Origin of the sequence: Gaoshiqia hydrogeniformans (genome assembly GCF_049347105.1) — a bacterium.
Lineage (GTDB): Bacteria > Bacteroidota > Bacteroidia > Bacteroidales > Prolixibacteraceae > Gaoshiqia > Gaoshiqia hydrogeniformans.
The window spans coordinates 92,464-115,081 of sequence record NZ_CP186334.1; the positions used below are offsets into that span (position 1 = coordinate 92,464).

Sequence of the window (22,618 nt, forward strand, 5' to 3'; positions counted from 1 at the left end):
AACATTATTTATCATGAAAAAATTAATATTAATTACAGTTGTTGCTGCTCTTTTAAGCAGTTGTGCAATCATTCGCCCGGGCGAAGTGGCATTGAAAGTACGCTACGGAAAAGTTCAGCCCAAAATCCTGGAGCCCGGAACTTATGGACGCGGGCTTTTCTTTACAAAGGTAGAACGCTTTGATACACGCGTAACCGAGTACTCCGACAGAGTTAACTTTCACAGCAGCGAGGGAATTGAAGTATCCTCAGAAATTACCTTGCTCTATAAGCTGGTTCCCGACTCAGTAATAAGTATTTACAGGAAGTTTGATGGTTATTATCAGCAATCACTTATCGTTAATAACCTCATTACTGTTCTCAGGCAGGAAGGCCTTAATCATACGGCTGTGGAATTGATTACCCAACGCAGTGAAATTGAACAGGCGATAAAAGAAAAACTTGCCGGAGTTGTAGGGGATTATGGGTTTGAAATAGATTTAGTATTGCTCAAGGATGTAGAACTGCCGGCAGAAATTATAAGGACTATCCGGGAAAAACTCAATGCTGAGATGGTTTCTGAAAAAACGGAGGTTGATATAGGGATTCAACGAAAAAATCTTGCTTTCACAATTGAAAAAGAAAAAAAAGAAGCTGAACTCGATGTGGCCAAAAAGCGGATAGCGCTTGACTTTGTTGTTGAAAAACAAGAGCGGGAGGCCGAACGGCTTTTAATTGAAGCAGAAGCTGTCAAAAAGTCAAACGATATTTTAAACGCTTCGCTTACCGATAAGGTGATTGAATATAAAGCGCTCGAAATTACCAGGGATTTAGTAAGGTCGCCCAATGCTAAAATCATAATCACCGATGGGAAATCACCGGTATTGCTGAACGAGAAATAAAAAAAAAGGGGAAGACAGAATGGTATGTTTTTTCATCATTGGAACTGAAATGAAAGTTGGTTTTGAAGCCATTCGGATTCCCCTTTTTACTTTAAAATTCAGATAATGAAGCATAAAATTTTATATTCCCTTTTTGTAATGCTTGCACTAAACCTGGCATTAAAAGGACAAGTACCAGATTCGCTAAAACTCTCTCCGACGGATTCAGTACAACTGCAACTATTAAAAAAAATCCCTAATGAAGTATTGATGCTTGAAGTTTTAAAAATACAGGGGCAGATTATTGATAATTTGCAGATGATGATGGATATTATGTATGCTGACCAAAAGAGAATGGAAGCTAAAATTGACTCGTTACTGATTATTATTCAGAAAGAGAATACAAACAACAACCTGACAAAACAAAAGAAAAAGAAAAAAAGGAGATGAAAATTGCATATCAAGCTTTCTTAATTATTAACTGGCGGAAGTTTAGACTTAAATCATTTTATCATGGAATACTACTTCGACAAAATAGTAAAAGGAAATTTTAACGATGTTTTACAGGCAGTAAAAACATCTTTAAAGAAAGAAGACTTTGAATTATTCTATGAAATAGATATGCAGGAAAAAGTTCGCCTAAAACTTGGCAGTATATGCCCTGGATTTGTAGTATTGGGAGCCTGTAATATGGATTTTTTATACAATGTTCTTGATATGAGAGGGGAAATTACAGCTTCGTTACCCCTTAATTTTGTTTTACAACAAATAAATGAGAATGAAGTAAAAATATTAGTAATAGACTCTTTTTCTTCAATAAAAGATTCTAATAATGAATTTCTGGTTATTCTGACCTATGCTATAAAATTGAAATTGGCGAGTATGATGGAATCAATCACTACTTCATGTGATTCAAAGTTTTTACGACAGTGAATGTAAAAGTGTCACCAGATTGACAACTGATTTTAAAATTGTGTAAAACATTAATATCTTTCTAATATGAAAAAACTAAAGTTAGAAATACCACTCATTCTGCCCGAAGTACCTGACGAAAAAGACCAATGTGTCCAGGAGCTTATCTCATTGCTTCAGGAGCAAAAAGGACTGGAAGAAGTCCACGTTTCAGAAGCTTCTGACGATGGTGTACCTCAGCTCTGTTTCCACTATGACCCGGAGTTGATTTCAATTGCCCGCTTACGTACAATTGCCCGGCAAACCGGTGCATCCATTACTGAAAAAACCGGGCATAAGCTTATCGGGGTAGAAGGCATCCGCCACCCGCGTCATGCGCGCCTTATCGAGCGCAAACTTCGCAGTGTAAAGGGTATTATTGAAGCATCGGTTTCTGGCTCTGGAATGGTTCGGGTTGAATTTGATGCAAGGCAGATTGATGAAGCGCCAATTGTTAATAGGTTAAAAAAAGAAGGACTAACCATCACCGATACTGCCCTGGAAGCCGGAACATATCTGCGCGGCATCAAAGAAACGGAGAAGCCAGCGAAAAAGCACACGCACGATAAAGAGCCCGGGCACGAAGAAAAAGGGGAAGAACATGAACATGCGCATGGAGGCCTTTTGGGTAAAAATACCGAGTTGATTTTCTCCATTATTTGTGGAATATTGCTGGCCACCGGGTTCGGTCTCTCCTTTGTGGATGCAATCCCCTCGTGGGTTAGCCTGTCGCTATACATAGCAGCGTATTTCTTTGGTGGTTTCTATACAGCAAAAGAAGCAATCGAAACCGTATTGAAAGGTGGGTTCGAAATTGACTTCCTCATGCTGGTTGCAGCCATCGGGGCAGCGATCCTGGGTGAATGGGCCGAAGGCGCTTTGCTGCTGTTCCTCTTTAGCATGGGCCACGCCCTGGAGCATTATGCCATGAACAAAGCCCGCAAATCAATCGCGGCCCTGTCCGACCTGGCGCCCAAGACAGCCCTGCGGAAAAAGAACGGAAAAACAGAAGAAGTTGGAATTGAAACCCTTGAAATTGGCGATGTCATCGTCGTGAAACCCAATAGTAAAATTTCGGCCGATGGTGTTGTGGTTAGGGGTGAAAGCAGCGTGAACCAGGCCCCCATTACGGGCGAAAGTGTACCGGTGGATAAAATGCCTGTGGATGACCCGGAGAAGGACTACTCCAATGAAAAAGATATCAGTGATAAAAACAGGGTTTTCTCAGGTACAATCAATGGCAATAATACGCTGGAAGTTAAAGTCATAAAGGAAGCCAGCGATTCTACACTCTCCCGTTTGGTAAAACTTGTAAATGAAGCCCAAACGCAGAAATCGCCCACTCAGCGGTTTACCGATAAATTCGAGAAATATTTTGTGCCTGCCGTTTTGGGTTTAGTCGTGCTATTGCTCGGGGCTTTTTTGGTTATCGACGAAAGTTTTAGCGACAGCTTTTACAGGGCAATGTCCGTTCTGGTAGCAGCCAGTCCTTGTGCGTTGGCCATATCAACACCGAGCGCCGTGCTAAGCGGGGTGGCACGTGCAGCCAAAAGCGGGGTGCTCATCAAAGGGGGGCGTCCATTGGAAGACCTCGGTGTTTTAACGGCCCTCGCTTTCGATAAAACCGGGACTCTTACCGAAGGCAAACCAAAACTCACCAAAGTAATTCCGCTGAACAATACCGATGAAAATGAATTGCTGAAAATGGCCATAGCCGTGGAAAACCTGAGCGACCACCCCTTGGCAAAAGCGGTGGTCAGGGATGGCAAAACACGTTTGAAAGGAAATAATATTCCCGAAGCCAGAGACCTTGAAGCCGTTTTGGGAAAAGGCATAAAAGCAACATTGGGTGAGGACAAAGTTTATATTGGAAACCTGGAATTGTATGAAGCCCTCGATGATAAAAAACCTTCGGAGGAAATTACAGAAAAAGTAAAAGCGCTTGAATCCGAAGGGAACACAACCATGCTTATCCGCCGCAATGGCGATTATGCAGGCATTATTGCCTTAATGGATACTCCGAGAGAAGAGGCAAAAGTCACGCTGGAGCAATTAAAGAAAATCGGTATTAAGCGAATGGTCATGCTCACAGGCGATAACCAGAAAGTGGCCGATGCCGTGGCAAAAGAAATAGGCCTGACCGATGCCTGGGGCAGCCTGTTGCCCGAGGAAAAAGTGGATGCCATAAAAAAACTCAGGAAGAAGGAATCCAAAGTGGCAATGGTAGGCGATGGTGTGAATGATGCCCCCGCCATGGCCAACAGCACCGTGGGGATAGCCATGGGCGCAGCCGGTTCGGACGTGGCACTGGAAACCGCTGATATTGCCCTGATGGCCGACAAGCTGGAAACATTGCCATTTGCCATCGGTCTAAGTAGAAAAGCCAAAGGCATTATCAAACAAAACCTTTGGGTTAGTTTGGGCATAGTGGGTATTTTAATTCCACTGACAATCTCTGGTATTGCAACTATAGGCCCTGCCGTACTCATCCACGAAGGATCCACATTAGTGGTGGTTTTTAATGCGTTGAGGTTGTTGGCCTATAAAAGAGAAACCGATATTAACTCTTGAACGAAGGTGCTATGGAAAACGACGAAATTGAGAAGAAACTTGAATCGAAAAAAGTAAAACCAACTGCCATGCGGACTTTGGTTTATAAGGCACTCGTTGATTCGGGCAAAGCATTGAGTCTTGCAGCTTTGGAGCAACGATTTGAAAAAGTGGAGCGTTCAACTATTTTCCGTGCGCTTAAATCATTCGAAGAAAATTTCATTGTACATACAGTTGATGATGGTTCAGGCTCGGTGAAGTATGCCGTTTGCGATGACGATTGTACATGTTCCATAGATGACCAACACGTACATTTTGTTTGTAAGCACTGTGGGAGAACGCATTGCATGAAAGAACTTCCTATTCCTAAAATTAGTCTGCCTGACGGTTACACTTATGATAATGCTCAATTCATGCTTTACGGGGTATGTCCTCGCTGCGAGTAACTTTGCAACAGTGTTGCACTGCCTTTATGGTAATTTTGGTGTTGAAATTATTAAAATACTTAACATCAAGAATTATCAGTTATGAAAAAACGTATCATCATTTTATTTTTTGCAATAATTGCGGCAAATGAAATCTACGCCCAGGGTTGCGGGCCAAATTGTCCGGCATGTTCAGGGACTATTGACGGGTCGCTGTTGGCACCAAAGACCTTGTCGGTGCAAGGGCTTTATATGCCTACTGCTGATGAAGAACAGGGGATTGCTAACTTACGATACGGTTTGTTTAGCTGGTTCGATGCGGGTGTTGGATATGCTTTTAATGCGCAAAAAATTATCTGGAATGCACGCATTCAACCCGTGACAGAAAAAGAGGACGGCTGGCGCCCCGGTATCGTTTTGGGCACAGGGAGCATACGCGCGGGCGAAAGTGACCAGTCATTTTACCTGAATCTCCTCAAATCAAAAGAATTTTCTGAGAATTTTGCCATTACGGCTTCAGCAGGAACAGCTTCGCTGGCATCCGATATGGATAAAATTTATGGCATCGGGAATGTTTCGGCTACCTTCAGCGAAAAATATACCGTGTATGCCAATTATGACGGCATCAACTTTCACGAAGGTTTTGCCTGGACAATCAACAACTGGCTGACAACAGGCTTTATGATGATTGAATCCAAATATCCGTCTTTGACAGTTAGCCTCACAAAATCTTTATTTTAAAAATCACAAATTGAAATAGAATAACAAGTTTATTTTACAGGGCGGGCCAAATATAAAACTCAAAGGCGGAAGTATTTTTGCTTCCCTTTTTACGCCTGCCGATAATGTGGATTTGGGTTGAAAGTGGGAGCGTTTATTCCGTTGAATGTTGTAATTAAAGAAAAATGGGATCATGTATTTATTTGTATTTTACTGCATTTTTTTAATTGTGCTATTCATTATTCCCGGTTACCAAGCTTATAAAAGAACCGGAATTAATCCTGTCCGGTTTACTGAGGAAGAAACTGCTATAAATTATATAGGCAAGGCATATAAGGTAATTTCAGCCATCGCATTTATTACCATTACACTAAATGCTTTTATACCAGCACTAATGCCGTTTTTGACACCAGTCGAAAGCCTTAAATCTGATTATTTGGTTTGGGTTGGTTACGGATTATTACATCTTTCATTTATAACCATCTTTATTGCTCAACGCAATATGGCGAATGAATGGCGTATTGGTATCGACAACAAGAATAAAGTAAACCTGATTACAAAAGGGCTATTTGGTATCTCACGCAATCCGATTTTCCTTGGAATAATTATCGTATTTATTGGTTTATTCTTAATAATTCCAAACGTAGTTACTGCTGTTGTTTTGGTTTCAGGTTTAATCGTTATTCAGGTTCAGGTAAGGTTGGAAGAAGATTTTTTATTAGCTTCTTTAGGCAATGAATATAAAGAATATATGACGAAAGTAAAACGATGGTTGTTATGATTAAAACAGAATATCATATATCAAAAATGGATTGTCCATCCGAAGAAAACATGGTTCGGATGAAATTAGATGGCTTACAAAGCATCAAGAAACTTGAATTCGATATTGAGAATCGAAACCTTACCGTGTATCATGCAGCAGAAGGTAAGGAAATATTTTCCAGGCTAGAGTCACTGAATTTTGGTGCAAAACTTATACAAAAAAGCTCGATAGATGAAAGCGATATTGAAGTAGGAGGTTCCGATGCGCAATCAAAACTACTTTGGTCAGTATTGATTATCAATTTCAGTTTTTTTATTATTGAAATTACCACCGGTTTTATTTCACGTTCTATGGGATTGGTTGCCGATTCGCTTGACATGCTTGCCGATGCCGCTGTTTATGGCTTGAGTTTGTGGGCTGTGGGAACAGCGGTTACCCGGAAAAAGAAAGTAGCCACCTTAAGCGGATATTTTCAACTGGCGCTGGCAGGTATTGGTTTGATAGAAATAATCCGAAGGTTTATCGGTGTGGAAGAAACACCTGATTTCAGGATGATGATTGGGATTTCTGTATTGGCGCTTTTAGCCAATTCCGTTTGCCTGTACCTGCTTCAAAAATCAAAAAGCAAAGAAGCGCACATGAGAGCCAGCATGATTTTCACCTCTAACGATGTTATTATTAATACGGGTGTGATAGTTGCCGGAGCTTTGGTATTGCTTACTCAATCGAAATACCCCGACCTGATTATTGGAGCAATTGTCTTTTTGGTTGTGGTTAGAGGAGCTTTCAGGATTTTAAAATTAGGTAAATAGATTCTTATGAAAATATTTTATTCCATACTTTTATTTGTTCTAGCCGGACTTTGTGAAATTGGCGGTGGTTACCTTATTTGGCTATGGCTCAGGGAAAACAAGCCTTGGTGGTTTGGGGCAATCGGCGGGATAATTCTTGTAATGTATGGAATTGTGGCAACATGGCAACCCGCTAATTTTGGACGTGTATATGCCGCTTATGGCGGTATTTTTATCATTATGGCCATATTGTGGGGTTGGAAAATTGACGGGGTTATCCCCGACCGGTATGATATAATTGGAGGAATCGTGGCGCTTATCGGGATGGGAATCATCATGTATTCACCAAGAAATTAAATGTTAAATCTGTCTTATGGAAATAAAATATAAATCAACAATCACCTGTCCGGGTTGTGGCTATAAAAAGGAAGAAACCATGCATGAGGATTCCTGTCAGTTTTTTTATGAGTGTGAAAATTGCAAAACCATACTAAAACCCAGGCAGGGAGATTGTTGCCTGTTTTGTTCGTATGGTACAGTTTCTTGTTTACCAGTCCAAAAAGAAAATAAACACCATTGAATTAACTTAAACCGGACATTGGGCAAATGTAAGAATTTGAGGGGACTGCAAACGGGAAAGAATTATCCTGTCAGAAATACGATGAAACACCAAAAATAAAACCGCCGGTTATTGCAGGCGGGTTGCCTAAAATATCTCTTTGCTGCTGAATGCGGTAATTTAACCTGAAGACAGTTTGTGCCGTTGGCCGAAAACTCACCGCGGGCATGACGCTCCAAAGCTCATCAGCTATATTACCGCCTGTTTCCCTGAACTTCCCCACGTTCCAGTCAACATATTCCAAACGGCAGGCAAGGTTAAAAGTGGCGTTTTCCCAACCTGATATTTTTCTTTTCAAAACCGGTTGGACCAGGTCGATAAAACCGCCTTGTTGTTTGCTGCCAAATTGTTGACTGTAGGTTTCTGGAACATCCACGAAGATCCACGCCCACTCGCCGGTCACATTCGTATTTAAATTGGGAATCGTTGTATTTATATCGACGGCAAAAACATCCACCCTTCTTTTTTTGTCCAATTGAAAGCCATCGTCCGTGAATTTGTTGTAAACACCGCCCATGTAAGATAATCCCAACTCGCCTGTTTTATTGTTCCTGACCGCGATCTTTCCGGTAAATAAGGGCAAGCCGCTGTTGGTTTCTTCAAAACGTTCAGCATTTTCTTTTGCCGCGGGCAGGAAGGTCTTGCCTTCTGCGTTACTGATGATGCTGTTGTCAAAATTGCCCGTCAGGTACAATTCATAACCAAACATCCAGTTTTTCGTGTACTGTTTTCCATATAAACCAAAACCGGCATTGCTCCAGGTAGCAGGCAACATTTGTGTTGCGGATACGGGCCTGTCTGTAAATTCCCACTTTGGCCCGTCGTGGTTTTGATTAAAAGCCCCAATTGGATTAATGATTATCCCGCCCCGGAGATTAACAAAGGGATGAAATTCCACATCCAATGCTGCAAACTCGATCGCAAGTTCTTTTCCTCCCTCTTCAAATTCCAGTTCGCTCAAAAATTTAACGTGCTTGCCAATGGTTGAAGATACAAACAAGGTCATCCTTCTGAACTGAAACTGGTGCCCTTCCGAAATCCCGTCCGTGCCCAAACGTTGCCAGTTGGCCTCCACGTAACCGCCTACTGATACCGGGAATTTACCCACATTCAGGAACGGACGGTCATACACCGCATCCATATTCATTGAGTGTTTCAGGGTGTCTTTGGGGGTGCGTTTTAACAATGATGGGTCAATTTGTGCCTGTGCCGATGCACCGGTCAGAGTCACGGCAATTATAAATGTAAAAATCTTCTTCATATTACTTTAAGGATATTATTAGCTGATCATTAACTTTTGTTACCGGAAACGTCCTTAACGGCTGGTCGGCCGGGCCGTTTTGTACCTGCCCCTTGGTTGAAAATTCGCTCCCATGGGCCGGGCATTGTAATTTATCGCCAAACACCTGAAGTTCTGTCCCCTGGTGGGTGCAGCGCATCCACAGCGCCGAATATTCATTTTCGGAAAAGCGGTAAACGCACAACGGATATTGCAGTTGATCATTTTGCAGAATGATGTATTTTCTGAAATCGTTTTGGTTGCCTTTGCTGCTGTCAAAATCGCTGACAGGCACCACCAGGTCAGATCCCACAATATTTGCGCTCAGTATTTTAACCCCGGAACAGCCTTGCAGGAGCACCGGGAAAACGGATGCACCCAGACAGGCAAAGCCGCAGTTCTTGAAAAAATCTTTTCGGTCCATTACAATGATTTTAAAAATTTGATCAGGCCATCCCTTTCTTGTTGCGAAAGCTGATTGAACCCGTTTTTACTTTTGCCTGCCTCTCCACCGTGCAGTTGAATGGCTTCGTCAATGCTTTTTGCCCTGCCATCATGCATCAGGAAAAACTGCCCTCCCTGTGCATCAGGGGATAAACCCAGGCCCCACAACGGCGGTGTCCGCCATTCCGAAGTTTTTGCAGTGCCTTCCGTGTATCCGTCGTCAAGACCGGGGCCCATGTCGTGCAACAGCAAATCGGTGTAGGGATGGAACTCCTTGTAGGAAAGCGCTTCAACAGGGGAATAACCTGTAGTCAGTGTTTGTGTGTGACAGTCCGCGCAGCCAATTTGGACAAAAATGTCCCCGCCATGGATAACTTCTGGGGCGTCCTGGTCACGTTGGACAGGCGCTTTGAGGGTCTGGAGGTAAAAAACCACATCGCGCACGGCTTTATCCGTTACTTCCGGGCCAATGGCATTTCCTGAATAAACATCCACTGGTTCAAAGGTTGAAGTGATGCCAATATCTTGGTTATAAGCTTCAACTGTTTGATGCAGGAGGTTGTAAGCGCCTGCCTTTTTCCCGAAACGGCCAATGTATTTTCCTCCCCGGGTTGCGGCACCGGGGGAAGGTGTTACAAACGAAGGGATATCAATCCAGTTAGGAACGCCCGAAATGCCATCGGCATCGGCATCTTCCGGATCTGTCATTGCCAGGATATCTCCGTCGCTTACTAACTCTAAAAAACCTAAGCCCGTGACAGCCGGGGGCGTCATTTTAGAAAAAGTAGCGCCTTCCGGAATTTGTTCGGGCTCATAGCCGGGAATTGACCTGTTTTGTAATTGCGGCCCCCCAAGATGCAAAAATTGGTTGCTCATGCTGTCAACCTGTCCAAACCGGGTAAGCGTGGTAAACGGGTGCCCTTTCCCATCGCCGGCATGGCAACCGACACAACTGGTGGCAACAAACAAGGGCCCGAGTCCTGTTTCGGCTGTAAATACATCACTAAAGGCCTCATCTCCCGCCAGGTGCTGCGCTTGCAGTTGGTAGGACAACCCCTCCAGAGGGCCGTCCAAGACCTCATCGTCAATGGGAGCGGGTGGCTCCAGTTCTGAACAGCCTTGCATGATGGCCATGATAGCACTGATAATAATGACAATTGAGAGGATAACTGTTATTTTCATTATTCTAATAATTACATTTTAAATACAAATATATAAACTTAGATCAATCTAACAATTGTTTTTTATTGATTTATTTTCAAACTTTACAACTATCTGATTAATGATTAATTTTGACGCATGTATTCCAACACGGAGGAAAATTATCTAAAAGCGCTTTTTGAACTCGCCAATGAGGAAGGTGAAGTAAGTATGAATGAACTGGGCAAACGGCTGGACATAAAAATGCCAACCGTAAATAGCATGATGAAAAAGCTGGGCAATAAACAGCTCGTGCATTACCAGAGCTACAAGCCGGTGCGCCTCACGGAAAAAGGGAAGAAAGAAGCAGCCTTCGTCATACGAAAACACCGGCTTACAGAAATGTTCCTACTTGAAAACATGGGGTTTGGATGGGAAGACGTGCATGAAATTGCAGAACAAATTGAGCATATCAAATCCCAGGTATTTTTTGAAAAGATGGATGAAATCTTAGGTCATCCTAAAATTGATCCGCACGGTTCTCCAATACCTGACACAAATGGTGAAATCGAGAGCCCGGAATACAGTAAACTGGGTGAGTGCAAGGCAGGTGAAACAGTAAAGTTGATGGCGGTTACCCACCAGGGGGTTGATTTTTTAAAATTCTTAAACAGCCGGGACCTGAAACTGGGGCTAAAGCTGAAAATAGTTTCAGTTGAAGCCTTCGATGGCAGCATGACTGTCAGTTACAATGGCAAGGTGGCAGAAACGCTGAGCCATATCGTTTGCGAAAAGCTACTGGTGGAAAGATGCTGAATTTGGGCAGTACATTGGTGCTTTTGCTGGATTTTGCCAAAAACGCTCGGAAAGCGCCCTGGCCGTTTCTCCAACAACCTGCCCTGAGAAAATATTGCCAACAGTATTCTGGATAACTTTACTTTCCTTGTCTCCATAGTCGTGGGGTAGCTGGCTGTAATCCTGAAACCCCTGGCAAACAGATACTTTATTGCTTCGTGCCGTGGCAATCAGGTTATCCAGCTCCCGGAAATAACTCGTCGGCAATTCATCGATAATCACTGAACTTTTTATTGGTGTTTTTTGTTAATCAATTTAACAATCCGGGAATCGTATAATCCCGGGGCGGCACTATAAATGTTTTGCCGGTCGGGGTTGTTGCCCACACAAAGTATTTTGGTTCTTTAGGGTTATTGATATCAAGTGTAAAATCATCGCCCGTCTGATCCAGTAGAGCTGTTGCGAAATTATCCTTGAATGGGGGATTTTAGCGCTGGCAATTTGTCCCTGTAACTGGCCCTGCGCACAACCTTCCCAAGCATTCAGAAAGGGTGATAAATAATTTCCCAGTTCTGGGTAAGATGTCAGGATGGTAAAAGTATTGCCATATCTTTTGTTCAGGTAACACTGCCATTCTCAGAGCGCAATTAATTAACTAAACATTGCACGCGTCGATAATATGTAGTAATTTACTCCCTATAAACGATAGAAGATGAAGTATCTGATAGTACTCGGAATTGTGTCCATTATTTCATTTGTGGAGATTATGACGGCGATGGGAACGCATACTTTTAAGGGGTATTTCGTTGCCGTGGCGTTGTGGGGAGGGTTTATCTGGTGGGTACTTCGGGACACGAACCGGTCCCGGTCTCGATGGTAAGAATGATAATTATTTTCTTTTGCTGGCAGGCATTTTACATGTCAGGTGTCTGATTGTACAAAAACGGCCGATATCTTGTTTTGACTGTCTTCATTTTCCGCTTGATCCGTGCGCATAATTTTTCAAGCTTGAATAGACCATTTCCGGTATTCCTTTGCTGACATACATTCTAAGAGATATAAACCGGTCATTTTTAATTTCGTAGGTGTCGATCCGGTTCAGGATACCACCGTAATCTTTTTCTACCTGATACCCCAGTGAAAAGGGCAGAATGGTATCAGTTTGATGGATGTAAAAGACAGAATATTCCTCATTCGAAGCAACCCGGATCCTCTTGTAATTGTAACCGTTAAAGCAAGTATCCGGAAGTTCTCTTCGGATATCGTAATTTGGGACAGGCATGTTAACAAAAACAGCCCCAAAATTTTTTCTGGATAGTGGGTAAAAGTCAAGCAACTCTTTCTTTTTTACCAGTGTGTTTAGAGGAGCAAACATTCTGTCTCGTATGTAGGCGAAAGGCGGGAATCCGGTCGTATTATTTGTTATGGGAACCTGTTCAATAAATTCATCATCCAGAAAATACAAGGTCGAAATGGGTAGTTGGTAGGAATCATAAAGGTCTCCGCCGGGATCATTGTAAACGAAAACCTCCAGTTTGATACAACCGGATTTCATTACTGTTTTACCATTGCAACCCATTAGCAATATCAACAAAAGTGAAAAATAATATCTGTAAAACATGAGGTATTAGAAAATTTGATTGATACTCTTGTCGGAAACGTATCCTTCAGACAAAGACAAAACCAGATCAAAAGTGATCCGAATGGGCGTTTTTCCGGATTAACCTGAATGGTCGTTATGAGCTTAACGCTTGGGATACCATTGGTATTCGAAGGAGTCATCATAGGCTTTTCCATAGGGCTGAATCAAATCATCCCCGTCTCTTGGAGAGTTCTTTACTCCTGAATGATACCCAAAAGATTTTTCTGTCAGGACGCCATTGTCTGCATAACTAATCAATTCATTATTTTGTATCATGACTGCGTCCAACAGTTTAATTTCCCTTAATCCAAGAAAGCTTTTGAGAAGGTCGACGGCCGCTTCTTCCTGCAGTGCATTGCCATAAAGGATGACCGCTTCGCCTCCATGCGTCGTTACCCTTGAGGCGATATAACGTGCAAGTTTTTCCACGTTTTTACCAGTCAGTTCTGTTACTTCGGAAAGAAAATTTCCCATGATCCCCAGGCTGCGGTTTAAAACCAGAAAATTCATTTTATCCCTCTTCCCCAGACGATGTCCGGAGATAAAGGCAGCAACATCTTTGGAAGATTTAACCTGGATTACTTTTCCGGGATCGAAGTTTTTGTCAAAGACCTGCTTATCAAATGTAAAAATCCCAACAGGGACAGGGGTTTCCTTATTTCCCTTGTATCCAATATGATGCTTCGAATCATTAAATACCCCGTACTTTCCCGAGCGCAGGTTAATAATAATTCCATCCTGCAGCCTTTCCTTCAACACAGCTTTTAAAACAGCATACATTTTCCTGTCGGCATCAGAAGGCATCAGGTTACCAGACGGATGGTTATGAACGAAGTAAACCTGATCGGGCTGAATTCGATCCGCTCCTTCAATAATGGCGGGAACATTAACTAGAGTGCTGTTAAAATTGCCCATTCCGAGGTGCTGAATGACCGATTGCCGGTTTTTAATGTAAACAGCAAAGGAATTTTCTACTGCCTCGTCTTCCAGCTTGTTGAAGATGTATGCTACGTCTTCCATTGACTCAATCTGTGCGGGTGCAAAATAGCCAAAGTGACCTTTCTCGGTAAAAACCCGCTCAACGTAAGAAAATTCACCCGGTTTTAAACCCGGGAGCCTGTTTTCGAAGGGTTTCAACTGATTATCTTCCTGTGGATTATTAAAAGCTTGCGTCATTTTTAAATTAAAAAGGATTAAAGACCGGCGCCGGCCGGATCATTTCTAAATAGGAATTAAAACCTTTGGCTTTCCGGGTGCGCACTGAAGTTCTGTAACCGCTCAACCGGCAAAACCGGAAAAGCGAAAGAAGGTCGGGAGAAATTTCTGCACCAAACCTTCCTGCATTAGTATGGACTTTACCGTTTTCCATCCGGATGGTCGGCTCATAACCGTCCAGAAGGCAGGCCAGCCGTACATCCCAGATTCTGTCGAAAAAAGGATGCCCGTTTACCAGAACGAACCTGGCCCCGTTACAACGGGCTTTTATCTTTTGAATAAATTCAAATCCTGGCCGGGAGCCGACAGCTAGAAAAGCAGGAATAAGCATCGGCTTTTTGTTTTTGAATACCTGCCAGAAGGCCATCAGTTCCAGTGCGGATGCAAAAAGAAAGACCTGTCTGGAAAGAAGATCGTCCGGTCTGAATTCCAGAAAAAATTCTGTTGGGGTCAAGACGGTTGTATCCGGCAAAACCTTTTCCGGAAGCGGACAATGGAAATCTTCCAAAACGGAGCTGGGAAAGATAAGCTCCCCGGTATCCAACTCCCGGAAGTATGCTTGAAATTCATGTACAGTGTCCGGGAAAAATCCCAGACGATCCAAAATCATCGCCTGAGGGTTTTGCGGGTATTCTCTTGCTGCAGATCCGGAACGGAGGTCAAATCACTTCCATGGGGTTGCCCTGATGGGCGATTGGCCTCGTCGGTTTCTGCCTTGACGGTTGGCATTTCCCTATCATCGGCTTCAGTATCATTGGTTTTCAGCTTAATACTGTTGTCGTTTCTGCCGGGACCGGCGGACGCCTGCCGAATTTCTTCCTGTAAAAAATCCAAATCGCGAGCAATTTCACGGTCTTCGGGATATCTGGCTTGCTTTTGTTCCAGATCGCGCTGAACTTTATGGAGCGCATCCAAATATCCTTTGGAGTAGATATTTTCTTCCTGCTTTTGCTTCTTCCCGGCCCTGATAAGGGCTTCAACCCCTTTGTAAAGGACATAGGAAAGGCCTCCATCCACAAGCAGAGACACAATAAACATGCTGCGGTTTGCCCGGACAGCTGCTTCGGCTGCCGGTGAAGGCTGAATTTTGAGACCATTATCCACCTCAATCTCTTCACCTTCCCGGTAACGTTTTTTTTGCCGGGGAGAAAGCGGCTGGCCGTTGACTTCTTCGGGAACATTCACCTGATCGGCGTCGATGCTGACAAAACTGTTGGTATCCCGGTCAAACTCGTAGATGACCGTTTTCTCCCGCTTGTTTTTTTCGACGAAATCGGCCACCTCCCAATTCAATCTATCGGCGGTTTCCCATTTGGAACCAACCACACTATACTGTTCGTCCCGGACCGGTACCTGTACCCTGACTTTTTCCCGCCCTTTCAGAAAAAGCTGGATTTCATCCCCGATCTGTCGCCCGGATTCCTGCAACGCCCGCTTTAGGTCAACTCCCCAAACATGGGTTTTGCTGCCGTCCCTTTTTTCCAGTTCGATATAAAAACTCGATGTGTTGGCATCATCGAATTGGTATGGAGCATCGCCAAAAGCGGTGATTTTGCCAAAGGCTGCTTCCTTCCGGGCGAATGTGCCTCCTCTGGAAAAGGCCTTGTCTTCCTCCCCGCTAAGGTTTGGATGCGGCATTTTCTCCCGGTAAATCGGGTGGACAAACAAACCCACTGATCCGTCAGCCTTTTTACGTAAAGAGAGTTTGGCATCCAGCGAAGTGTTTTCAGCCCCTTCGATTTTCAGATTTTGTAAATGGATAAATGAGGTCTGTCCACCGCTTAAAAGGGCCTCTTTGTTTTTCCGGTCCAGCAGAAGGTTGCTGCCGTCGTGTAACCCGAGGGCCTGCAAATCTTTCACAGGTATGTCCTCCAGCTTAAATGTTGTCATACTTTTAACGTTTTAAGGATTGATGTGATTGAGTTACTGGTTCATTCTTCACTGCTTTTTCAATGGATTCCGGCTCCGTTTGACCTTGTTTGGCTTTCATCAGCGACCGGTAAAGCCCATCTTCGGGAGATAACCGGATCAGTTTTCCACTCTGCAGGTGATCCACTTGTATCCGGTGGCCGGGAAGAAGTCCCGAAATCTCATAATCGGCTCCGTTGTGCCGGACCCGTTCCCTGAACTGGAAGGGGTGTTTACGGGTGTTTGCTTCCTGAATATTCCGCTTGTGCTGAAAGGACAGGATATAGTCGGTAATTTTCTGGGCATCCGATGAGGCACAGTACAGCTCAAAGGGTTCATTCTTGAGGATGGAGGCCCAACTTTTGACGTAAGCTGCATGCCGGCCAAAGTCGTGGCCCAGCTTCAAATGGCTGCCGGTCATCAGGCTGGCAATTTCTGCCCGAAGTTCCTCCCGGGCATATTCCGTTCCAAAACTGGCGACCATCGGCCGGTTAAGCCGGCTGCTGTGCCCGGTCCAATGGCCCATTTCATGCAGAAGAACGGCATAATATCGCGCAGCATCAGTAAACTGATTTTTCCTGGGCAGGGTAATCGTGTCGGCCGCAGGATTATAAAATGCTTTGTTTCCTCCGTGATGGATCTTGGCCCGGGAGTTCCGAACAAGCTCTTCAGCCCCTTTGATGTCTTCCCACTTTTGTTCAGGACTTGTATTCACTTCCAGAGAAGGAATCCCGCGTATGTCTTTCGCGTTAAATACAAAGGCTGAGGTGATAACGGGACGTTCGAGCCGAACCATTTGGGTGAGCGGATTCCCCTTTTCGTCTAGCATCGGATTTCCATTCTCGTCCCGCACCTGCTGACGCTCTTGCAGCTTGACGTAGTTAATCAAGGTGCCCTTGGCTCCTTTTTCGACATTCCATCCTCCGCTCTGCGCCTGCTTATAGGTTAGCCAGCGGGGATCCTGATGTCCCTGCATCATCAGCCATATTGAATTCATACCCCGGTATGCCTTACCGGTTGTCGGGTTAAAAGGAAGCATGAACTCCTGATGGTCATTCCAGGGCTTTTGAAAAGGGGAAGTCCCCTTCTCCAACTGATCGATCAGTTTTTGAGCTACCTGTTCGAACAAGGGTTTTCGTTCATTAGCCATGCTGACCTCCTTCCTCCGGCATATCAGACCGGTCCCAAAAATTAACTTCCAGGAATAACGCTTCTTCTGAAAGGAGCGAAACCGATGTGCCGGGCTCTGCAATTTCCGCCAGCCGGTCAATACATTTCTGCTTCAGTGATTCTGTTGTCATAAAATTGAGTTTTGAATGGGTTAATTTCTTTTGAGTAGTCCGGTAAGAAACCGGATAAATGAAGGGTGGGGACCACCGACCGGCGATCCTGAAACGTATAAAAACGAAAAAACCGCCTTGTTGGCGCGGTTCGTGCGTGATAGGATAATTTTCGGCAACGCCTTTTAGCCGGACATGATTTTCTGGACCATCTGCGAAACCTCTCTGTTAACTTTATCAAAATTAGCAAACAGTATTTCTTCCTGTTTGCCCTGAAAATCATAGTAGACAGGCATTGGCAGATAGCTTGTTTCTTCCCTCCGGATTGTCTCCATGTCCAGGTTCACGCGGCAACGAACGGCTGAGGTGGTGTATTCACCGGAGAATCGGTTATTGTCGGGAACGTCCCGTGCAACCAGGCCGACCATTTCACCGGTAGCCAGCGAAGCGATTTTACCGGCAGGGATCAGTGATTCGAGTTTTTCATTCAGCCCCATCGAGGTTCTGCTCCGGTCGATGGTTAGTGTTTCTCCCGTTTGTTTGACCTTCCCGAACAGCCGTTCCAGCCAATCCAAGGTTTCCTTGTGCCTTACGGAACCGGCAAGGATGTTTCCGATAACCGAATTGATCGTTTCGGCCGTTTCCCTTCCATATTGCTGACGAAACTGGGGCAGTTCCTGCAGGCCCAGGATCACGGCCACTTTGTTACTGCGGGCCGTAGCGATCAGGTTTTCTACCTTGTGGATAAACAGGGTAGGGACTTCATCGGCGACAATCGCCGCCGGCAGGTTCCCCCTCGAATTGATCAGGCGGATCAGCCGGTTGACAATCAGGGCATACAAAGTCGAATTGATATTCTGGGTGGCTGGATCGTTGGCCAACACCAGAATGGCCGGGTGCCCGGGATCCGATATTTTCAGGTTAAAATCATCTCCCGAAAACACCCAAAATGACTCTTTGGTGGCCAGCCGGCTGATAAATATCTTCAAGGTGCCGACCTGTCCCTCCAACTGGTCAAAGGCCCGTTTGTTGAAGGCGCTCATGAACGGGGAAAGCAGGCTTGGAAGTTCCGGGTTAGTCAGCATGACAGTGAAAATCTCCTCATACGATTTATTCAGAAAAGCCATCAAATGAGGCATGGAGGAGTATTTTCCGTTTTCGTGCCTAGCCAGAAAATAGACTGCACAGGACAGAAAGTTAATGGCCGATTGAGTGAAAAACTGATCCGATCCGTACGATTTGTCTCCTTTTTTCAAAGCCTCCACCAATGCTTCGGATATTTCCTGCGCTTCTGCCAGCGTTTGGACGTATTCCGGGTTCAGGGGGTTGATCCGGTTGCTCCGCGACACGTCATTAAGGTTGATCACATGGAACCGGTAGTTTTTCATCCTTCCCTGCTGCCGGGCAAGGCAGTAGTGATAGTAGGCAATCTGTCCCAGGTCGGGAAATTTAAAATCATACAGGCAAAGGGTAAAATCTTTGCCCATCAACTGTCGGATCGCCGGGGTGATGACACCGAAAGATTTTCCGGATCCGGGGGTTCCGATCACCAGTATCCCCCGGAAAGGATTCATGTTGATGAACCCTTTGTGTACCCTTTTTTTATAATAAAAAAGCATTGGTATGTTGACAGAAGTTTTCGTGTTGAGCAACCTGGTATCCTGCATAAAAGATTCTCCCTCCACGTTCCACTTGTCCTTTCCCAATCCGGATTTGATCAGCTTGGAAATGTTGTCAATAGCGGTGGAGCTCAGAATGGCGCCCAGAAGGGAACAGACGATGTATCCCGCGTCAGGGAAATTTGTGTATGGCAAAAAATCCTTCCCCGGATAATACGGAATTTTTCTGAGGACAACCAAACTGCCAAACATCAGGCAGAGGCCCATGAGCAATGGAAGAACGATCTGCTTTTTGGGATCCATATCCGGCTTTTTGCGGGCTAAGGTCCCTATTCCTACAAGGGAGATCAGTAGCAAGGAAAAAAGTTTGGTATAAAGCGGGTCGCGAAACAGGATCACGGTTTGCAGCCGGTTAAATGGGGTTACCAGCGGCCCAAAAATCTCCGGTGACCGATACAGGTTAATGATGATATCCAACAGCACAAAAAGGTAAACGCCAAATTGCATGAAACTGTACATTTTCTGCTGTTCCCGGGTTTCGTCCATGTCAATCTGTTTTAAAAAGAAGTTTTGTTTTCACAAGGTATCGGCATTTAAAAGCTCACGGTATTTGATGTTCAGTTCGATGGTCCTGCCGGAAATCTGCTCCTCGGCCATCTGAATGCTCAGGACTTTATTTCCCGGGTAGGTAAATTTGCGGAACACAAAAACGTTGCGGTAACGCCTTTGAAAATACCGGTTATTGTAAAGAACGAATACCGGCTTTAGCTCCATCTCCTGAACGTTCGTGGCTTTTGTAATCCTTTTGTCCCGGATGCCGAAGCGCAATTGATCAATATCGTATTTGATCCGGGTGCTGTTTTTAAAGCTTACATCTATAAACACGTAGTCACCTGAGGAAAAGATATTATTCAACCTGGCAGTCATTCCCAAAGCTTTGGACGCCACGTTGCGGTTAGTCCGTTTTTCCCGGATCACCCTCATGGCATAAATTCTCATTTCCCGCTCGGTCATAGTGACCTCCGGAAATTCCAAAGGTTTCGTATGTTCGGGCAGTACCTCTATGCGTGTCGACAGCGGAAAACTTTGATCTGTTGTAGCATAGACTACATGATATTGCGCCATAAAACTTTGTCCGATAATGGTCACCACGGTTGACTGGTCGCGGACATCAACTGATTTATGATCCAGTGAATCGGGAAAATATTTAATGCGAAGCACATTGTCAACGGGCAGATCGCCAACCAGATCACGAGTGGAGATATCGACAAATTGAATGGGTTCGGGTGAAACAAAGTGAACCGACAGGCCATCGTTGATATAAAAACGGGGCAACTCCTTTAAAGAGATTGCCCCGGGCTGTGCAGATGCCGGTGACACGGCGGAAATTAACAAAAGTATCTTAATCAGTGTCCTCATAATTCATCAATTTTGATTGTTTTTCGAAAGTTTCTCACTGTCGATCAGGTAAACGCTGGTGGAGTATTTGATTTTCACCTTGTTTTTCCGGATACTCCGGGCAATTGCCTGTGACGTGGACTGAAAAGCTTTTTGAAGACCGGACATCAGAAAACGGCTTTGCGCGTCGGTGCCGGAGGCTGTCATATTCATTCCCTGGATCGAATTACTTCCCAATTCGCGTGTGAATTCCCGGAAAGCCGACCGAGGCACGTAAAGGCCTTTCATGCCATCCAGATCATAAACATCCAGCTTGACCGGTAAAACCCGGTCGTTGTAAAAAACAGACCGAATGGAAAGATTCACCCGTTGGGCGGAAAAACCATCGATATTAGCATACAGACAGGTCCCTTGTTCAATCAGCGTGCCGCCAACAAGGATATCCTCCAGCAAACGGAGCCGGATCCGGTAGCCTGCATACCCGGTGAGTTCTTCGTCAATAATCGCTTTGATAAAAGTACGCCCGCTCTCCGGCTTCAGGGTGTTGAATACCTGGCTGGTACGGTCAGCCCGCTGAACGCTCATTTGGCTTTGCCGCAGCCGTTCCAGTTCTTCCTGCAAAGCCTTTTGAGCGGCTTCCTGCCGGGCCCTGGCTTGATGCTCAGGGTCATTAGCTTTTTGGAAACTGTCAATGAGGGCATACTGTGCCCGCATCATAGCCAGTGGGTCCTCCTGTTCCGATTGGCTAACTCCTTGATCATTTTCCTGCCGACCTTGCTTTTCCTGCATTTCGTTTTGATTGATCAGTTCCAGAAGTGCTTTATCTGTATCACTGAGAGGTTCTGAAGACAGTGAATAATCTTTCGGCGAAAATGGTCTTCCGGTCCCACTGCTTTCAACATTAACTTTCAAAGCGGCTTCCAGGCTGTCCAGCTGGTTCTTCTCCTGGCGGGAATATAAATCTGCAAAACTGGGAGCCTCGCTTTCTTCGGTTTCCAGTCCGGAAATAGCGGTGTATTTATCCGCTTCTTTATAGTGTTTCCGGTAGGTCGCCAATTTATCGGCCAGTTTTTGCTCCGTCACTTGTTCGGACGGTGCGGCAATATATTCCTGCAGGCCATCATTCCCGGTTAGAATAACCTCTTCCCCTTTTTCAAACAAATCCTGATAGATATAAAATCCCAGGAAGGTGAACGGAAACAAAACCAAAGGAAGGATATACCTGGGTTGTCTAAAATTGATCTTCATCTTTTTTGCGAATTTAGTTTCCTGTTTAATTTTTCCAGTTTCTGAAAAGCTTCCAGCATACGAAGGCTATCGGTATGGGAAAGGGAATCCTTTTCCAGAAGTTGGCTGATCTCTTTTTTCAAGCTGATCACCTCTGAAATAGTAAACACGCTTCCCGACATCTCGGAAAAATCACGGGTCAAGCCGGAAACCGGGGAAAGCCGTTTCTTATCTGCCGGCTTTTCGGTCACCTCCAAAATCGCTGTCAGGATAATGGAGGCAATGATCGTTACCACCATGATCATGAAAAGCAGTTTCGGCTTTTCCCTGACGAAGCTGTTTATAGGGAAAAAGGATTTAGTATCAGAAGATTCGTTTCGCGACATTTTTCAGGTCTTTATTTTCCAGCGTTTTCCAACGTACAATAAGCACCCCGTGCGGATTATTGGCACTTCGGGGAACATCTTTCAGATAGCCTTCCGTGACAAGCGAACGGGTCAGGGTAGAGGATTTGCGGTCGATGCGTTGCCTTCCGTAATAACGAAAGTAACGGTTGGGATAATCAAGCAGGATGCTGTCCGTCTCAATGGTCAGAACAGCCGAAGACAGGAGTACCTGGTTGTAGTAGCCTTTCTCCTTCAGACTGTTATACTGCTGCATCCCGCTTTCATCGATCAGGTACATCGCCTTTTTCATTTGATATTCGATATACTGGTTATCAGGAGTGATGGTAAAAAAAATGGAGTGGAACAAATCCACATGGGCTTTGTATTCCACCGGACGGTTGACTTCCTGATCCGTTTGTTTAGCCAGGATCGGGACATCTTTATCCAGGATATAGATCGTCTTGCGGGCTTCGGATAGTTGATTCGTAAAGAACATGGCCAAGATTACCGTAATGGACAAACAAAGGCAAACAGACAATATGGAAACTGTAGTGGCCAGTCTTATTTTACTTTCTATATTTTTGACAATGGGCATGAAGACATTTTT

At 44.6% G+C, this 22,618-nt stretch carries 27 protein-coding genes; 12 read left to right on the plus strand and 15 right to left on the minus strand.

Annotation, left to right across the window (positions count from 1 at the left end; all coding sequences use genetic code 11):
- The first annotated feature begins 13 nt into the window (after nt 1-13).
- The 10 genes from ACOIT5_RS00460 (at nt 14) to ACOIT5_RS00505 (ending at nt 7,639) form a co-directional block, all read left to right on the plus strand.
- The gene (locus ACOIT5_RS00460) at nt 14-880 is read left to right on the plus strand and encodes a prohibitin family protein (protein WP_423128506.1); all 867 of its coding nucleotides are present in this window, start codon (nt 14-16) and stop codon (nt 878-880) included.
- 105 nt (nt 881-985) lie between these two features.
- The gene (locus tag ACOIT5_RS00465) at nt 986-1,309 is read left to right on the plus strand and encodes a hypothetical protein (protein ID WP_423128507.1); all 324 of its coding nucleotides are present in this window, start codon (nt 986-988) and stop codon (nt 1,307-1,309) included.
- A 63-nt stretch (nt 1,310-1,372) separates the two neighbouring features.
- Nucleotides 1,373-1,792, plus strand: a complete 420-nt coding sequence (locus ACOIT5_RS00470; RefSeq protein WP_423128508.1) for a DUF302 domain-containing protein — start codon at nt 1,373-1,375, stop codon at nt 1,790-1,792.
- Between the two features lie 66 nt (nt 1,793-1,858).
- The gene (locus tag ACOIT5_RS00475; protein WP_423128509.1) at nt 1,859-4,381 is read left to right on the plus strand and encodes a heavy metal translocating P-type ATPase; all 2,523 of its coding nucleotides are present in this window, start codon (nt 1,859-1,861) and stop codon (nt 4,379-4,381) included.
- An 11-nt stretch (nt 4,382-4,392) separates the two neighbouring features.
- Nucleotides 4,393-4,806 carry a Fur family transcriptional regulator gene (locus tag ACOIT5_RS00480; RefSeq protein WP_423128510.1) on the plus strand — a complete coding sequence of 138 codons (414 nt, stop codon included), beginning with the start codon at nt 4,393-4,395 and terminating at the stop codon, nt 4,804-4,806.
- An 81-nt stretch (nt 4,807-4,887) separates the two neighbouring features.
- The gene (locus ACOIT5_RS00485; RefSeq protein WP_423128511.1) at nt 4,888-5,526 is read left to right on the plus strand and encodes a hypothetical protein; all 639 of its coding nucleotides are present in this window, start codon (nt 4,888-4,890) and stop codon (nt 5,524-5,526) included.
- A 172-nt stretch (nt 5,527-5,698) separates the two neighbouring features.
- Complete coding sequence (locus tag ACOIT5_RS00490) at nt 5,699-6,286, plus strand: methyltransferase family protein (protein WP_423128512.1); 588 nt, start codon at nt 5,699-5,701, stop codon at nt 6,284-6,286.
- On the plus strand, nt 6,283-7,080 hold the full coding sequence (locus tag ACOIT5_RS00495; RefSeq protein ID WP_423128513.1) for a cation transporter: 798 nt from the start codon (nt 6,283-6,285) through the stop codon (nt 7,078-7,080). Before ACOIT5_RS00490 ends, ACOIT5_RS00495 begins: the two co-directional genes overlap by 4 nt.
- 6 nt (nt 7,081-7,086) lie before the next feature.
- Nucleotides 7,087-7,416 (plus strand): YnfA family protein, encoded by a 330-nt coding sequence (locus ACOIT5_RS00500; protein WP_423128514.1) that lies wholly within the window; start codon nt 7,087-7,089, stop codon nt 7,414-7,416.
- Nucleotides 7,417-7,432: 16 nt separating this feature from the next.
- Nucleotides 7,433-7,639, plus strand: coding sequence for a GDCCVxC domain-containing (seleno)protein (locus ACOIT5_RS00505; RefSeq protein WP_423128515.1), 207 nt, complete (start codon nt 7,433-7,435; stop codon nt 7,637-7,639).
- A gap of 70 nt (nt 7,640-7,709) precedes the next feature.
- On the opposite strand, the gene ACOIT5_RS00510 is transcribed toward ACOIT5_RS00505, so the two are convergent.
- Genes ACOIT5_RS00510 through ACOIT5_RS00520 form a run of 3 tightly spaced genes read right to left on the minus strand, consistent with a single transcriptional unit; the run spans nt 7,710 to nt 10,583 of the window.
- Complete coding sequence (locus ACOIT5_RS00510; protein ID WP_423128516.1) at nt 7,710-8,939, minus strand: hypothetical protein; 1,230 nt, start codon at nt 8,937-8,939, stop codon at nt 7,710-7,712.
- 1 nt (nt 8,940) lies between these two features.
- Nucleotides 8,941-9,381, minus strand: coding sequence for a ubiquinol-cytochrome c reductase iron-sulfur subunit (locus tag ACOIT5_RS00515; RefSeq protein ID WP_423128517.1), 441 nt, complete (start codon nt 9,379-9,381; stop codon nt 8,941-8,943).
- Nucleotides 9,381-10,583, minus strand: a complete 1,203-nt coding sequence (locus ACOIT5_RS00520) for a di-heme oxidoredictase family protein (protein ID WP_423128518.1) — start codon at nt 10,581-10,583, stop codon at nt 9,381-9,383. Before ACOIT5_RS00520 ends, ACOIT5_RS00515 begins: the two co-directional genes overlap by 1 nt.
- 117 nt (nt 10,584-10,700) lie before the next feature.
- Here ACOIT5_RS00520 and ACOIT5_RS00525 point away from each other — a divergent pair, with 117 nt between their 5' ends.
- Nucleotides 10,701-11,357 carry a metal-dependent transcriptional regulator gene (locus tag ACOIT5_RS00525; RefSeq protein WP_423128519.1) on the plus strand — a complete coding sequence of 219 codons (657 nt, stop codon included), beginning with the start codon at nt 10,701-10,703 and terminating at the stop codon, nt 11,355-11,357.
- On the opposite strand, the gene ACOIT5_RS22580 is transcribed toward ACOIT5_RS00525, so the two are convergent.
- A complete protein-coding gene (locus tag ACOIT5_RS22580; RefSeq protein ID WP_432205913.1) occupies nt 11,337-11,618 on the minus strand; it encodes a TraM recognition domain-containing protein in 282 nt (93 codons plus the stop codon). The genes ACOIT5_RS00525 and ACOIT5_RS22580 overlap by 21 nt on opposite strands.
- A gap of 430 nt (nt 11,619-12,048) precedes the next feature.
- Here ACOIT5_RS22580 and ACOIT5_RS00535 point away from each other — a divergent pair, with 430 nt between their 5' ends.
- The gene (locus ACOIT5_RS00535) at nt 12,049-12,216 is read left to right on the plus strand and encodes a hypothetical protein (RefSeq protein WP_423128520.1); all 168 of its coding nucleotides are present in this window, start codon (nt 12,049-12,051) and stop codon (nt 12,214-12,216) included.
- A gap of 90 nt (nt 12,217-12,306) precedes the next feature.
- Here the strand turns inward: ACOIT5_RS00535 and ACOIT5_RS00540 are convergent, their stop codons facing one another.
- The 11 genes from ACOIT5_RS00540 to traK all read right to left on the minus strand — a co-directional run bounded on the left by ACOIT5_RS00540 (nt 12,307) and on the right by traK (nt 22,606).
- The gene (locus tag ACOIT5_RS00540) at nt 12,307-12,891 is read right to left on the minus strand and encodes a hypothetical protein (protein WP_423128521.1); all 585 of its coding nucleotides are present in this window, start codon (nt 12,889-12,891) and stop codon (nt 12,307-12,309) included.
- 189 nt (nt 12,892-13,080) lie between these two features.
- Nucleotides 13,081-14,154 (minus strand): JAB domain-containing protein, encoded by a 1,074-nt coding sequence (locus ACOIT5_RS00545; RefSeq protein WP_423128522.1) that lies wholly within the window; start codon nt 14,152-14,154, stop codon nt 13,081-13,083.
- Between the two features lie 7 nt (nt 14,155-14,161).
- Nucleotides 14,162-14,803, minus strand: a complete 642-nt coding sequence (locus tag ACOIT5_RS00550) for a hypothetical protein (protein WP_423128523.1) — start codon at nt 14,801-14,803, stop codon at nt 14,162-14,164.
- Nucleotides 14,800-16,083: a DUF4099 domain-containing protein gene (locus ACOIT5_RS00555; RefSeq protein ID WP_423128524.1), complete on the minus strand. Its 1,284-nt coding sequence runs from the start codon at nt 16,081-16,083 to the stop codon at nt 14,800-14,802. The genes ACOIT5_RS00550 and ACOIT5_RS00555 overlap by 4 nt, the downstream gene beginning before the upstream one ends.
- Nucleotides 16,084-16,087: 4 nt before the next feature.
- Nucleotides 16,088-17,251: an ArdC family protein gene (locus tag ACOIT5_RS00560; protein WP_423128525.1), complete on the minus strand. Its 1,164-nt coding sequence runs from the start codon at nt 17,249-17,251 to the stop codon at nt 16,088-16,090.
- Nucleotides 17,244-17,402: a hypothetical protein gene (locus tag ACOIT5_RS00565; protein WP_423128526.1), complete on the minus strand. Its 159-nt coding sequence runs from the start codon at nt 17,400-17,402 to the stop codon at nt 17,244-17,246. The genes ACOIT5_RS00560 and ACOIT5_RS00565 overlap by 8 nt, the downstream gene beginning before the upstream one ends.
- A gap of 164 nt (nt 17,403-17,566) precedes the next feature.
- Nucleotides 17,567-19,546 (minus strand): type IV secretion system DNA-binding domain-containing protein, encoded by a 1,980-nt coding sequence (locus tag ACOIT5_RS00570; RefSeq protein ID WP_423128527.1) that lies wholly within the window; start codon nt 19,544-19,546, stop codon nt 17,567-17,569.
- Between the two features lie 30 nt (nt 19,547-19,576).
- Entirely contained in the window at nt 19,577-20,419 is an 843-nt protein-coding gene (traN, locus tag ACOIT5_RS00575; RefSeq protein WP_423128528.1) for a conjugative transposon protein TraN, read from the minus strand.
- Nucleotides 20,420-20,425: 6 nt separating this feature from the next.
- Nucleotides 20,426-21,646, minus strand: coding sequence for a conjugative transposon protein TraM (gene traM / locus ACOIT5_RS00580; RefSeq protein WP_423128529.1), 1,221 nt, complete (start codon nt 21,644-21,646; stop codon nt 20,426-20,428).
- The gene (locus tag ACOIT5_RS00585; protein ID WP_423128530.1) at nt 21,643-21,930 is read right to left on the minus strand and encodes a hypothetical protein; all 288 of its coding nucleotides are present in this window, start codon (nt 21,928-21,930) and stop codon (nt 21,643-21,645) included. Before ACOIT5_RS00585 ends, traM begins: the two co-directional genes overlap by 4 nt.
- A 58-nt stretch (nt 21,931-21,988) precedes the next feature.
- Nucleotides 21,989-22,606, minus strand: coding sequence for a conjugative transposon protein TraK (gene traK, locus ACOIT5_RS00590; RefSeq protein ID WP_423128531.1), 618 nt, complete (start codon nt 22,604-22,606; stop codon nt 21,989-21,991).
- Nucleotides 22,607-22,618 lie beyond the last annotated feature (12 nt).